Origin of the sequence: Aeromicrobium sp. CFBP 8757, from assembly GCF_014841755.1 — a bacterium.
GTDB lineage: Bacteria > Actinomycetota > Actinomycetes > Propionibacteriales > Nocardioidaceae > Aeromicrobium.
This window is the reverse complement of record NZ_JACYUM010000001.1, coordinates 608160-621187: the sequence shown is the minus strand read 5'-3', so window position 1 is coordinate 621187 and position 13028 is coordinate 608160. Positions and strand designations below refer to the sequence as shown.

The 13028-nt window shown below is 71.9% G+C and carries 15 protein-coding genes; 6 read left to right on the top strand and 9 right to left on the bottom strand.

The features are described from left to right. Positions 1–2 precede the first annotated feature (2 nt). From rnc to IFT73_RS03015, 3 genes are read right to left on the bottom strand one after another with little or no spacing between them, the layout of a single operon-like run. Entirely contained in the window at positions 3–800 is a 798-nt protein-coding gene (gene rnc / locus IFT73_RS03020; RefSeq protein WP_369797557.1) for a ribonuclease III, read from the bottom strand. Continuing rightward, entirely contained in the window at positions 716–901 is a 186-nt protein-coding gene (gene rpmF, locus IFT73_RS18775; protein WP_056607529.1) for a 50S ribosomal protein L32, read from the bottom strand. The genes rnc and rpmF overlap by 85 nt, the downstream gene beginning before the upstream one ends. A gap of 3 nt (positions 902–904) precedes the next feature. After that, entirely contained in the window at positions 905–1453 is a 549-nt protein-coding gene (locus IFT73_RS03015; protein WP_056610065.1) for a DUF177 domain-containing protein, read from the bottom strand. 175 nt (positions 1454–1628) lie between these two features. On the opposite strand from IFT73_RS03015, the gene dinB reads away from it, so the two are divergent. Further along, the gene (gene dinB, locus IFT73_RS03010) at positions 1629–2828 is read left to right on the top strand and encodes a DNA polymerase IV (RefSeq protein ID WP_192166322.1); all 1200 of its coding nucleotides are present in this window, start codon (positions 1629–1631) and stop codon (positions 2826–2828) included. A gap of 3 nt (positions 2829–2831) precedes the next feature. Here the strand turns inward: dinB and coaD are convergent, their stop codons facing one another. From coaD to IFT73_RS02990, 4 genes are read right to left on the bottom strand one after another with little or no spacing between them, the layout of a single operon-like run. Continuing rightward, the gene (gene coaD, locus IFT73_RS03005; RefSeq protein ID WP_192166321.1) at positions 2832–3305 is read right to left on the bottom strand and encodes a pantetheine-phosphate adenylyltransferase; all 474 of its coding nucleotides are present in this window, start codon (positions 3303–3305) and stop codon (positions 2832–2834) included. Beyond that, complete coding sequence (gene rsmD, locus IFT73_RS03000) at positions 3302–3868, bottom strand: 16S rRNA (guanine(966)-N(2))-methyltransferase RsmD (RefSeq protein ID WP_192166320.1); 567 nt, start codon at positions 3866–3868, stop codon at positions 3302–3304. Before rsmD ends, coaD begins: the two co-directional genes overlap by 4 nt. Positions 3869–3878: 10 nt before the next feature. Then, entirely contained in the window at positions 3879–6020 is a 2142-nt protein-coding gene (gene recG / locus IFT73_RS02995) for an ATP-dependent DNA helicase RecG (RefSeq protein WP_192166319.1), read from the bottom strand. Then, entirely contained in the window at positions 6020–7606 is a 1587-nt protein-coding gene (locus tag IFT73_RS02990; RefSeq protein WP_192166318.1) for a DAK2 domain-containing protein, read from the bottom strand. Before IFT73_RS02990 ends, recG begins: the two co-directional genes overlap by 1 nt. 171 nt (positions 7607–7777) lie before the next feature. Here IFT73_RS02990 and rpmB point away from each other — a divergent pair, with 171 nt between their 5' ends. From rpmB to IFT73_RS02975, 3 genes are read left to right on the top strand one after another with little or no spacing between them, the layout of a single operon-like run. Next, on the top strand, positions 7778–7963 hold the full coding sequence (gene rpmB / locus IFT73_RS02985) for a 50S ribosomal protein L28 (RefSeq protein WP_056607517.1): 186 nt from the start codon (positions 7778–7780) through the stop codon (positions 7961–7963). A 60-nt stretch (positions 7964–8023) separates the two neighbouring features. Next, on the top strand, positions 8024–9448 hold the full coding sequence (locus IFT73_RS02980; RefSeq protein WP_371811140.1) for an amidase: 1425 nt from the start codon (positions 8024–8026) through the stop codon (positions 9446–9448). 2 nt (positions 9449–9450) lie between these two features. Continuing rightward, on the top strand, positions 9451–9954 hold the full coding sequence (locus tag IFT73_RS02975) for a GNAT family N-acetyltransferase (protein ID WP_192166317.1): 504 nt from the start codon (positions 9451–9453) through the stop codon (positions 9952–9954). A gap of 148 nt (positions 9955–10102) precedes the next feature. Here the strand turns inward: IFT73_RS02975 and IFT73_RS02970 are convergent, their stop codons facing one another. Further along, positions 10103–11059: a thiamine-phosphate kinase gene (locus IFT73_RS02970; RefSeq protein WP_192166316.1), complete on the bottom strand. Its 957-nt coding sequence runs from the start codon at positions 11057–11059 to the stop codon at positions 10103–10105. An 89-nt stretch (positions 11060–11148) separates the two neighbouring features. Between IFT73_RS02970 and IFT73_RS02965 the strand changes: the two genes are divergently transcribed. Together IFT73_RS02965 and IFT73_RS02960 are read left to right on the top strand one after the other, a co-directional pair. Further along, positions 11149–11385, top strand: a complete 237-nt coding sequence (locus IFT73_RS02965) for an Lrp/AsnC family transcriptional regulator (protein ID WP_056607512.1) — start codon at positions 11149–11151, stop codon at positions 11383–11385. 34 nt (positions 11386–11419) lie between these two features. After that, on the top strand, positions 11420–11857 hold the full coding sequence (locus IFT73_RS02960; protein ID WP_192166315.1) for a DUF3515 family protein: 438 nt from the start codon (positions 11420–11422) through the stop codon (positions 11855–11857). A gap of 25 nt (positions 11858–11882) precedes the next feature. Here IFT73_RS02960 and IFT73_RS02955 read toward each other — a convergent pair whose 3' ends face one another. After that, the gene (locus IFT73_RS02955) at positions 11883–12950 is read right to left on the bottom strand and encodes a D-alanine--D-alanine ligase family protein (RefSeq protein WP_192166314.1); all 1068 of its coding nucleotides are present in this window, start codon (positions 12948–12950) and stop codon (positions 11883–11885) included. Positions 12951–13028: the final 78 nt, after the last annotated feature.

The window sequence follows — 13028 nt, the reverse complement described above, 5'->3', positions numbered from 1 at the left end:
CGTCAGGCGCTGGGGGTCTCGAGGCCGGCACTGATGCGACGCCAGGCGATCTCGGCGACCATCTGCTCGGCCTCCTTCTTGGAGCGGCCGTGCCCGCCGTCGTACGTGCGGTCGCCGACGACGACCTCGGCGGTGAAGCTCTTGTCGTGGTCGGGGCCGGTGCCGACCAGGACGTAGTGCGGCACGCCCAGGCCGTTGTTGGCCGAGATCTCCTGCAGCGACGTCTTCCAGTCGAGGCCGGCGCCGAGCTCGGCGGCGACCGCGATCACGGGGTCGAAGACCCGGTGGACGACCTCGGCGGCCCGCTCGATGCCGAACTGCACGTAGATCGCGCCCAGCAGGGCCTCGACGGTGTCGGACAGGATCGAGGCCTTGTCGCGACCGCCGGTCGACTCCTCGCCGCGGCCGAGGCGCACGTGCTCGCCGACGCCCAGCGTGCGCGCGACCTCGGCGAGCGCCTTGGCGCTGACGACCGCGGCCCGCAGCTTGGCGAGCTGGCCCTCGGGCAGGTCGGGGTGGTTCGTGAACAGCGTGTCGGTCACGACCAGCCCGAGCACCGAGTCGCCCAGGAACTCGAGGCGCTCGTTGTTCGGCACCCCGCCGTTCTCGTAGGCGAAGGAACGATGGGTCAGGGCATGCTGGAGGAGCTGCGGATCGAGGTCCTGGACTCCCAGGACCTCCCGCAGCTCCCCAGCCTCTGCCGGTGTCTCAGGGATCAGAGGACCTGGCGGCGCTCGCCGCGAGCTCCGTACTGACCGCACTTGGTGCACGCGTGGTGCGGCTGCACCTTGGAGTCGCACGCGGGGTTGGCGCAGTCGACGATCGCCGTCGCGGTGGTCTTCCACTGCGAACGACGGTGACGCGTGTTGCTGCGCGACATCTTCCTCTTCGGAACGGCCACGATCTACTCCTTGCTGTCGTCGGACGAGGTGTCCGACTCTGACTGGTCGGCTGACGGGACCGGTTGCTCCGCCAGCTGGCTCAACGACGCCCATCTCGGGTCGATCGCCTCACCGTGTGTGTGCCCTGGGTCATCCGCGAGTCGCGCCCCACACTCGGGGCACAGTCCCGGACAGTCCGGAGCACACAACGGGTTCTGCGGCAGTGCGAGCACCACCGCGTCCCGCAGAACGGGCTCGAGGTCGAGCAGCTCGTCCTCGAGGACATGATCCTCCTCGTCCGCCTCCTCCTGGCTGGAGGGTGCGTCGTAGAGGTACAGCTCCTGGAATCCCACCACGACAGCTTCGTCGATCGGGTCCAGGCATCGCACGCACTCGCCCACGGCCCGTGCCGAGAAGGTTCCCGTTGCCAAGATCCCCTCCATGATCGCCTCGAGCCGGAGCTCGAGCTCGATCGTGGAGCCCTCGGGCACGGCGTAGACGTCGTAACCCATCTCTGCCGGCGCCTCGACGGACCTCGTGAAGGTGCGTTCGGCACCGGGCTTGCGACCCATCTCGTGGGTGTCGAAGACCAGCGGTCCGATATGCACGTTCACTCATCCATCCAAGAGCACGACGAAAGATCAACCTGCGAACAGGCCGAAGAGAATCGTAACCCGCCGGGCGGTGCCGAGGCCAATCGCCCCGCGGTTCGGCGCGCGTGTCGGTGGCGGGTGCGACAGTGGTGTCATGACCGACGGAGCACTGTCCGAAGGGACCGTGCTGCACGCCGACCTCGACGCCTTCTACGCCTCGGTCGAGCAGCGCGACGACCCGTCCCTGCGCGGACGTCCGGTCATCGTGGGCGGCGGTGTCGTCCTGGCCGCCAGCTACGAGGCGAAGGCACGCGGCGTCCGCACCGCGATGGGCGGACGCCAGGCGCTGCAGGTGTGCCCCGACGCCGTCGTCGTCCCGGCCCGGTTCGCGGCCTACACCGAGGCCAGCCGGGCGGTCTTCGAGGTGTTCCACGACACGACCCCGATCGTCGAGGGCATCTCGATCGACGAGGCGTTCCTCGAGGTCGGCGGCCTGCGGCGCATCCGCGGCCTGCCGTCGACGATCGCGGCGCAGCTGCGCGTCGACGTCCGCGAGCGGGTCGGGCTGCCGATCTCGGTCGGCGTGGCGCGCACCAAGTACCTCGCCAAGGTCGCGTCGGCGGTCTCCAAGCCCGAGGGCCTGCTGGTCGTCCCCGTCGACCGCGAGCTCGAGTTCCTGCACGCCCTGCCCGTCGAGCGGCTCTGGGGCGTCGGCAAGGTCACGTCGGGCAAGCTGCGCGACGCGCGGATCACGACGGTCGGCGACGTCGCCGAGATGTTCGAGAGCGAGCTCGTGGCGCTGCTGGGCCCGGGTGCCGGACGTCATCTGCACGCCCTGGCCCACAACCGCGACCCCCGGCCCGTGCAGACCGGGACGCGCCGCGGCTCGATGGGGGCCCAGCACGCCCTGGGCCGGGGCGAGCACTCCCCCGCCGAGCTCGACCTGATGCTGCTGAGCCTGGTCGACCGGGTCACGCGCCGCATGCGGTCGGCCGGTCGCACGGGCAGCACCGTGACGATCCGCCTGCGCTTCGGCGACTTCACCCGCTCGACGTCGTCCCACACGCTGTCGCGCCCCACGGCCCACACCGTCACGGTGCTCGACGTCGCGCGCACCCTGCTGGCGTCGCGCGCTGGCGTCATCAAGGAGAAGGGCATCACCCTGATCGGCGTCTCGCTGGGCTCGCTCGACGACCAGCCGGCGCAGCTGGCGCTGCCGCTCGACGTCACCAGCGGGGCCGAGCTCGACGACGTCATCGACGCCGTGCGCAACAAGTTCGGCGGTGCCGCGGTGCGCCGGGCCGTCCAGCTCGGCTCGTCCGACCCGACCGCGGCCCCCCACCTGCCCGACTGAGGGCTAGGTGTACTTCTTGGTCAGCTCGTCGTTGACGAAGGCGGGGATCAGGCCCGAGACGTCGCCGCCGTGCTTGGCGACCTCCTTGACCAGGCTCGACGCGAGGAACGAGTACTCCGGGGACGTCGGGATGAACACCGTGTCGACCTCGGTCAGGCTGCCGTTCATCTGCGCCATCTGCAGCTCGTAGTCGAAGTCGGTGACGGCGCGCAGCCCCTTGACGATCGCGTCGACCTCGTGGGTCGTGCAGAAGTCGACGAGCAGGCCCGTGAACGAGTCGGTCGTGACGTTCGGCAGGTGCGCCGTGGCCCGGTCGAGCAGTGCGATGCGCTCGTCGATCGAGAACAGGCCCTGCTTGTTCTGGTTGACCAGCACCGCGACCACGACCTCGTCGAAGAGGCGCGCGGACCTCTCGATGATGTCGAGGTGACCGTTGGTCACGGGATCGAACGAGCCGGGGCACACGACCTTCGTCATGGCAGCGACCGTACCGCAGGGCGTCCGAGCCACAGCGTGGTCTCGCCGTACTTCCTGCTGCGCAGCGCCTCGACGCCCACCGGCCACCCGAACGGGTCGCGCGTCGCGCGCTCCACCACGAACAGGGCCTCCGAGGCGCTGTACTCGGCGAGGGACCGCACCAGCCCCGTCACGACGTCGGTCGCCATCGCGTAGGGCGGATCGACGAACACCAGGTCGAACCGCGGGTCGTGCGGATGGAGGAGGAAGGCGCTGGCGGTGGTCTTGAGGACCTCGGCCCGCTCGAGGCCGAGCTCACGGACGTTGGCCCTCACGACGGCGGCGGCCCGCCCGTCGGACTCGACGAACGTCGCGTGCTCGGCGCCGCGCGACAGCGCCTCGAGCCCCAGCGCGCCGGAGCCCGCGAACAGGTCGAGCACGCGCAGCCCGTCGAAGCCGCCCAGCTCGGACTCCAACGACGAGAACAGGGCCTCGCGCACCCGGTCGGACGTCGGCCGGGTGCCGTCGCCCTTGGGCGTCTGGATGCGCCGGCCCCCGAGGGCTCCGGCGATGATGCGGGTCATGGGCGCTCCGTCACGTGCGGTCGAGGTAGTCGGCCTGCTCGGAGTGCTCGAGGTCGTGCACGGCGGCGGCCAGGGTGGGGTGCTGGGAGAGGGCTGGGTCGGCGGCGACCAGCGCGTCGGCGACGGCCCGCGCGTCGTCGATGACGTCGCCGTCGCGGACGACCGACAGCAGCCGCAGGCTCGAGCGCACGCCCGACTGGGCGGCACCCAGCACGTCGCCCTCTCGCCGCAGCTCGGCGTCGAGCCGCGACAGCTCGAAGCCGTCGGTCGTGGACGCGACGGCGTCGAGCCGCTCGCGGGCCGGGGAGTCGACCTCGCTGGAGGTCACGAGCAGGCACAGGCCCGCCTCGGAGCCACGGCCGACCCGTCCGCGCAGCTGGTGCAGCTGCGACATGCCGAAGCGGTCGGCGTCCATGATGACCATCGCGGTGGCGTTGGGGACGTCGACGCCGACCTCGACGACGGTCGTCGCGACGAGCACCTGCAGGTCGCCGGCCGCGAAGGCCGCCATCGTGGCGTCCTTCTCGTCGGGGGTCATGCGCCCGTGCAGCGCGCCGACCCGCAGGCCGTGCAGCTGACCGCCGACGAGCTCCTCGTGCAGCTCGACGAGCGAGTGGGTCTCGGACGTGCCGTCGTCGTCGGGCCCCCCGATGCGGGACACCACGACGTACGCCTGGCGCCCCTTGGCGACCTCCTCGCGCACCCGCTCCCACCCCCGCTCGAGCCAGGCCGGACGTTCGAGCGCCGGCACGACCGTCGTCTGGATGGGCTGGCGCCCGGCCGGCAGCTCGCGCAGGGTCGAGACCTCGAGGTCGCCGAACACCGTCATCGCGATCGTGCGCGGGATCGGCGTGGCCGTCATGACCAGCACGTGGGGCTTGACCTCGGCCCGGTCGACGAGGGCCGCGCGCTGCTCGACGCCGAAGCGGTGCTGCTCGTCGACGACCAGCAGGCCCAGCTCGGCGAACTGCACGTGGTCCTGGATCAGGGCGTGCGTGCCGATCACGATGCCGGCCTCGCCCGATGCCGCGTCGAGCAGCGCGGCGTTGCGGGCCTTGGCGCCCATCGAGCCGGTCAGCAGCCGGACGCGCGTCGCGACGTCGGCGCCGCCCAGCATGCCCCCCTTGGCCAGGTCGCCGAGCATCGCGGTGATGCCGCGGTAGTGCTGCGAGGCCAGCACCTCGGTGGGGGCCAGCAGCGCGGTCTGGGCTCCGGCGTCGACGACCTGCAACATCGACATCAGCGCCACGATGGTCTTGCCGGAGCCGACCTCGCCCTGCAGCAGGCGGTGCATGGGGCGGGTGCGCGACAGGTCGGTCGAGATCTCGTCGACGACGTGGCGCTGACCGTCGGTCAGCGTGAACGGCAGCTGCTGCTCGAACCGGTCGCGCAGCTCGTCCGCGACGGGCGGGCGGGCCGAGGCGCGCTCGAGCTCGAGGGCGTGCCGGCGCTGCGCGAAGACCGTCTGGACGACGAAGGCCTCCTCGAACTTCAGACGCTTCTGCGCCGTGACGGCCTGGCCCATGCCGTGCGGGCGGTGGACGGCCTCGAGAGCGGCCCGCAGGTCGCCGAAGCCCCGGGCCGCGCGGACGTCGGCCGGCAGCGGGTCGTCGAGGGGGTCGAGCGCGTCGAGGCACAGGCCGATGAAGCTCTCGAGCTTCCACGTCGGCACCGACCCCGTGGCCTTGTAGATCGGCAGGACGCCGCGCGACAGGCGCGACGAGGCCGTGTCGCCCTCGGCGTCGAACAGGTCGTAGTCGGGGTGGGTCAGCTGCAGGCGACCGTTGAACGCGCCGACCTCGCCCGAGAAAAGGCACATCTTCCCGGGCAGCATCTTCTCGGCGAGCCACCGCTGCTGGAAGAACGTCAGCGAGAGCCGGGCACCGGTGTCGTCGGTGACGACGACCTCGGTGCGGGTGCGCCGGCCGCCCGGCCCGAACGAGTAGTTCTTGGCCTCGACGACCGTCGCGAGCACCGTCGCGTGCTGGCCGACCTGCAGGCTCGCGAGGTTGCTGGCCCTGCCGAGCTCGACGTAGCGCCGCGGGTAGTGCCGCAGGAGGTCGCCGACGACGTGCATGCCGAAGTGCTTGGCCAGCGGCTTGGCGGTCTTGTCGCCCAGCACGTTGACGATCCTGGTGTCGAGGTCGGCCATCACTCGACCGCGATGAACAGCGGGTAGTTCTCCTGGCCGCCGTCGTAGACCACGACGTCGACGTCGGGGCGGACCGACCGCAGGCGGGCGGTGATCGCGTCGCCGTGCCCCGGGTCGGCCCCCTCGCCCAGCACGACCGTGACCATCTCGCCGGCCGGCGACAGGATGCGGTCGATGATCTCGAGCGCGACCGTCAGCACGTCGTCGCCGATCACGGCGAAGTCGCCCGTGATGGCCCCCAGCACGTCGCCCGGGCCGACCGGGCCGACCATCGTCATGCCCGGCTCGGTGGCCAGCGTGACGGCACCGTGCTGCGTGTGCGCCGCGGCGCTCGACATCGCGACGACGACCTCGTCGAAGCCCAGGCCGGGGTCGTGGACCGCGAGCGCGGCCAGGCCCTGCACCTGCGCGTGCGTCGGGATGACGGCGACCCGGACGCCGTCCTGCCGGGCGGCCTGCGCGGCAGCGACGAACTGGCGGATGTAGCGGTTGTTGTTGGGCAGCACGATGATCTCGCCGGCGTCGACGTCCTGCAGCGACGCGCTCATCTCGGCGACCGTCAGCGGACGCTCGCGGGTGAACTCGAGCGTCTGCGCGCCGGACTCGTGGCACAGCTCGGTGAGCCCGGCCCCCGTCGTGGCGGCGATGATGACGCGGCCCTGGCGCGGGCCCTTGGCCATCTGGTCGGCGAAGTGCGTGACGGCGATGCGGTACGGACGCCCGGCCGCGATGCCCGCCTCGATCGCGGCGCCGACGTCGTCGACGTGCACGTGCACGTTCCAGAGCCGTTCGCCGCCGACCACGACGAGCGAGTCGCCCAGGCCCATCAGGGCCGAGCGCAGGGCGGGGATCTGGTCGTCGTCGGCCTCGAGGAGGTACATGACCTCGTACGACGGGCCGTCGGCGCTGAGGTCGTCGCCCGTCACCGCGGCGGGCTGGGGGACGTGCGCCAGCACCTGCTCGGGCACCCGCCCCGTGAGCGCCTGCTCGGTCGCGTCGAGCACGACGACCAGCGCCCGTCCACCGGCGTCGACGACCCCGGCGCGACGCAGCAGGTCCATCTGCTCGGGGGTGCGGGCCAGCGCCTCGCGGGCCGCACGGGCGGCCTTGGCGAAGACCGTGCGGCCGTCGACCCCCGCCTCGGCGGCCTCGGTCGCACCGACCGCGGCGGCCTGGGCGACCGACAGGATCGTGCCCTCGACCGGGGCACCCACCGCGGCCCAGGCGGCGTCGGACGCGGCCACGAAGGCCTGCGCGACGTCGGCGGCACTGACCTCGCGGTCGATCGACAGGTCGCGGAAGCACGCCCGCACGAGCTGCGACAGGATCACGCCGGTGTTGCCCTTGGCGCCGGTCAGCAGGCCGTCGACGTACGCCTTGACGAGCTGGTCGAAGCCCGCGTCGACGGGCTGCGACTCCGCTGCGTCGGCGCCCGACATGAACGTCAGGTAGGCGTTGGTGCCGGTGTCGCTGTCGGGCACCGGGAAGACGTTGAGGGCATCGATCTCGGAGCGGGCCGACGCCAGCGCCGCGGCGCACAGCTGCGTCCACGCACGGAAAGCCGCGGCGTTGAGGGTGAGGCCCATGGGGCGAGGCTATCGGTCGCCGCCGTCACCGTGACGGACCAGACGGCCTGATTCGCGTCGACGTCGGGTCGTCGGCTATTCTTGAGCGGTTGTCTACGGGCCGGTCGGTCGGTGGGCGCCCCTTTCGTTCGAGCACCGTCTCGAGAAGTCTCAAGCTTTCAGGAGTTCGCCATGGCTGCGGTCTGTGATGTGTGTGCCAAGGGACCTGGTTTCGGCCACAACGTCTCCCACTCGCACCGACGCACGAAGCGTCGTTTCGATCCCAACATCCAGCGCGTGCGCGCCGTCGTCAACGGCACCCCGCAGCGGGTCAACGTCTGCACGTCGTGCCTCAAGGCCGGCAAGGTCTCGCGCTAGTCATCACCGGTCACGTCCTGCTCTGGTCACCAGACGGGATATGACTTTAGAGTCACTCTCGTGAGCAACGAGATGACCACCCGCGTCCACGCCTTCTGCGACGACGCCATCGGCGACCTCGACTCCGTCGGGGTCGCCGCTGCCGTTGCCGCGGGGACCATCAGCGCCCGCGAGGCCGCCGAGGCGGTCATCGCCCGGGCCGAGGCCCTCGAGCCCGTCCTCAACGCGATCCAGACGCCCGACTTCGACCGCGCCCTCGCCGCCGCCGACCGGCCGACGTCCGGGGTCCTCGCGGGAGTCCCCTCGTTCGTCAAGGACAACACCCGCGTCGCCGGGCTGCCCACCGACCAGGGGTCGCTGGCCGTGCGCTCGCGACCCGCGACGTCCGACGACCCGTTCACCGAGCAGCTCCGGTCGACGGGCCTCGGCGTGCTCGGCAAGACCGCGATGCCCGAGTTCGGCTGGAACGCGTCGGCCGAGTGGGCGACGCTCCCGCCGACCCGCAACCCCTGGCACACCGACCACTCCGCCGGCGGGTCGTCGGGCGGCTCGGCCGCCCTCGTCGCGTCCGGGGTCGTGACGATCGCCCACGCCAACGACGGCGGCGGCTCGATCCGCATCCCCGCCGCCGCCTGCGGGCTGGTCGGCCTCAAGCCGACCCGGGGTCGCGTCGTCCCGGCCGCCGAGTCGGCGAGCCTGCCGGTCGACGTGGTCTCCAACGGCGTCGTCACGCGGACGGTCCGCGACACGGCGTACTTCCTGGCCGGCACGCAGCGGTTCAGGCCGGCCGCGGGCATGAAGCCCCTCGACCTGGTCGAGGGACCGTCGGCCCGACGCCTGCGCCTCGGGCTCGTGCTCGACTCGGTGACCGGCGCACCGACCGACGACGACTGCCGCGCCGCGACCCTCGCGACCGTCGACCGGCTCACGGCCCTGGGCCACGACGTCGTCGAGGTGCCGATCCCCGGCGACGCCGTGCGGTTCATGCACGCGTTCAAGCACTACTGGGCCCTGCTGGCGTTCAGCACCCACCACTTCGGCAAGCAGGCGATGCACAGCCCCGACTTCGACAAGCGGCTGACCGACCCCCTGACCCGCGGGCTGGCACGCCGCTTCGTGCGCAACGCCTGGCGCACGCCGGGCGCGCTGCGCACCCTCAAGCAGTCCGAGCAGCTGTACCGGGACGCGTTCGCCGACGTCGACCTCATCGTGTCGCCCACGCTCGGCTACGTCACCCCACGGCTCGGCCACCTGAACCCGTCCGTCGAGTTCGAGGTGCTGTTCGACCGGCTCGTGCAGTACGCGGCCTTCACGCCGCTCAACAACGCCTCGGGCGGACCCGCTATCTCGCTGCCCCTCGCCCGGACGTCCGACGGCCGCCCCGTCGGCGTGCACTTCTCGGCCCTGCACGGCGACGAGCAGACGCTGCTCGAGCTCGCGTACGAGCTCGAGTCCGACCGGCCGTTCGCGCGGATCCAGGACTGAGGGTGCCGCTCGTACTGCGTCGCATCACGCTCGACGACGAGCAGCAGGTGCGCGCGGCCGCCGAGACCATGACGGCAGATGGTGGGAGGTGGTCGTACCGCTTCGAGCCCGAGCTGCCGTGGGACCAGTACATCGCACTCGTACGGGCCCGTGAACAGGACGCCGGGCCCGACGACGTCGCCCACGCCGAGCTGCTGGCCGACGTCGACGGCACCGTCGTCGGACGCGCCACGATCCGACTCGAGCTCGACGACTTCTTCCGCACGCTGGGCGGGCAGATCGGCTACCTGGTGCTCCCCGCGCACCGCGGACGCGGCCACGCCACCGCGATCCTGCGCCAGTCGCTGGTGTTCCTGCGCGAGCACGGCATCGGCGGGCCGGTCCTCGTCACGTGCGACGACGACAACCACGCCTCCGCGGCGGTCATCGAGAAGAACGGCGGGGTGCTCGAGTCCGTCGTGCCGGGCGTCGCGGACGTCCCCAAGCGGCGGTACTGGATCGGTTGAGCCGGGGGGCCCTGGGCTGGCGTCTGCTGGGGCCGAGCGGGCCCGATCGCTCGCCACGCCTCGCAGTCCGGCGGCTTCGCCGCGGTGCGCTCACAGTCGCTGCGCTCCTTGGCGCGCTTCGACGCTCGCTCGCTGCGCTCGCTCGGTCTCAGCGGAAGTGCTGGTGGCCCTCGGGGCCGTCGTACGTCTTGCCGTCGACCGTGACGCCCGCGCCGTCGGACACCCGGCCGACCCGCGTCCACGCCGACGGCAGCTCGGTCTCGGAGCTGAACGTCGCGACCAGGGCGTACGAGTCGCCCCCCGTCAGGACGAAGTCGAGGGCCTTGCGGCCCAGTGCCTCGCCGACCGTCGCGACCGCCTCGGGGATCACGAACGCCGACGAGTCGAGGTCGATCGCGACGCCACTGGCCTCGGCGACGTGGCCGAGGTCGGCCAGCAGGCCGTCGCTGACGTCGGTCATCGACGTCGCGCCGAGCCCCGCCGCCTGGGGACCGGCCGCGTACGGCGGGTGGGGCACCTTGTGCGCCTCGACCGCCGCCTTGGGCGAGCGGAACCCACGACTCAACGCCGCGAACCCCGCCGCCGCCAGACCCAGGTCGCCCGCGTACGCGACGACGTCGCCCGGCAGTGCGCCGGACCGCCGCACCGGGCGGGCCGCGTCGCCCATCGCCGTCACGGCGATCACGATCGCGTCGGACGCCGTCACGTCGCCGCCCACGATGTGCGCCCCGACGTGCGAGCACTCGATCTCGAAGCCCCGCACCATCTCGAGGGCCCACTCGGCGGGCAGGTCGGCGGGCGCGCCGAACCCCACCGTCATCGCGGTCGCGACCCCGCCCATCGCGTTGATGTCGGACAGGTTCGAGGCCGCCGCCTTGCGGCCGACCTCGCGGGCCGACGACCAGTCGCGCCGGAAGTGCCGTCCCTCGATCAGCAGGTCCGTCGACACCACGAACGTGCCGTCGTTGGTCGAGACGTGCGCGGCGTCGTCGCCGGGGCCCAGGAGGACGTGCCGGTTGTCGCCGATCTGCGCGCGCACCTGGTCGATCAGCCCGAACTCCCCCAGGTCGCCGATCGTCGGTCCGCCCGAGGTCTGAGAAGTCATGAGTCCATCTTCTCGCAGGCCCGGGCGGGCACGCCGCCGGGATCCGGTAGCGTGTCACAGTCCCGTCAGTTCTCGAAGGAGCACATCAGATGGCCGTGCAGGCTTACATCCTCGTCCAGACCGAGGTCGGCAAGGCGGCCGACGTCGCGAAGGCGATCGAGGCCATCGAGGGCGTCACGCTCGCCGAGGACGTCACGGGACCGTACGACGTCATCGTCCGCGCCGAGGGCCCCAGCATGGACCAGCTCGGCACGCTCGTCGTCTCGCGCATCCAGGCGGTCACGGGCATCACCCGCACGCTCACCTGCCCCGTCGTCCGCATCTGACGGTCCGCCACCCCCGCCCGCCGGCCCCACCCCCATGAGACGTCCCTGGCTCGCCGCCGTGCTCGTCGTGGCCGGCTGCAGCCCCGGCCTCGGGGTCGACGCGTATCCCACCGATCCCGCGAGCCGGGTCGACTGCAAGGCGCTGTTCGCCGACGCCCCCGCGAAGGTTGCCGGCCAGGACAGCATCCTGGTCAAGGACGACACCGCGATCGCGTGGGGCGCTCCCCCGATCATCCTGCGCTGCGGCGTCGAGAAGCCGGCCGCCCTGACCCGCTCGTCGGCCTGCTACCCCGTCAGCGGCGTCGACTGGTTCAGCGAGACGACCAACGACGGCTACCTCTTCACGACGGTGGGCCGGTCGTTCTACGTCAGCGTCGAGGTGCCGAAGGAGTACGACCCCGCCTCGGACGCGCTGGCCGACGTCGCGACCGCGGTCCAGAAGCACGACCGGTCGGTGCAGCCCTGCGTCTAGCGGGCCCCTCGGCCCCGCCGCAGGGTCAGCGCAGACCCGTGGAGCGACGCAGGGCGAGCTGGATCAGCCGGTCGACCAGCTCGGGGTACGAGACGCCGCTGGCCTGCCACAGCACCGGGAACATCGAGTACGGCGTGAAGCCCGGCAGCGTGTTGATCTCGTTGATGACCAGGCCGTCGTCGGTCGCGAAGAAGTCGACCCTGGCCAGACCCTCGCAGCCCACGGCCTCGAAGGCCTGCACGGCGTACGTGCGGATGCGCTCGCTCAACGTCACCGGGATGTCGGCCGGGACGACGTTGGCGCTCGTGCCGTCGAGGTACTTGGCCTCGAAGTCGTAGAAGTCGTGGCCCGTGTCGTCGGCGACCGTGATCTCGCCGACGACGCTCGCGACGGGCGTGCCGTCGGGCTGCTGGATCACGGCGCACTCGAGCTCGCGCTTGCCCTTCGCGGCCGACTCGACGATGACCTTGGGGTCGAACGCCCTGGCCTGCTCGACGGCGCCGTCGAGCCCGTCCCACGTGTCGACCATCGTGACGCCCGAGCTCGACCCGGCACGGGCCGGCTTGACGAACACCGGCAGCCCGAGGGCCCTGATGCGGTCCTCGACCCGCGAGCGGTCGTTGGTCCACTCCCACGGCCGGATCGTGACGTACGGGATCTGCGGCAGGCCGGCCGCCGCGAAGACCGTCTTGGTGAACGGCTTGTCCATGCTGACGGCGCTGGACAGCACCCCGGCGCCGACGTAGCGGACGTCGGCCATCTCGAGCATGCCCTGCAGCGTGCCGTCCTCGCCCCACGGTCCGTGGAGCAGCGGGAAGACCGCGTCGAACTCCCGCAGCCGCTCCCACGCGAACGACGGCAGGTCGGCGCGCACCGAGGGCAGCGTGCCGGGCTCGGCGTCGTCCCAGACGGCGGTCTCCTCGACCCACGAGCCGTCGCGGGTGATGCCGACGGCCTGGACGTCGTAGCGGTCGGTGTCGATGGCCGTCAGCACCTCGCGGGCGGTCAGGCACGACACGCCGTGCTCGCTCGAACGGCCACCGAAGACGACGGCGAGGCGGGGCTTGGCGGAGGCGGGGGTGGCGGGGCTCATCGCTCAGAACCCTATCGCCTCGGATGTTGGAGCCCGGTGCACAATGGCTGGATGCATGGACACGATCTGTCGCCCTCG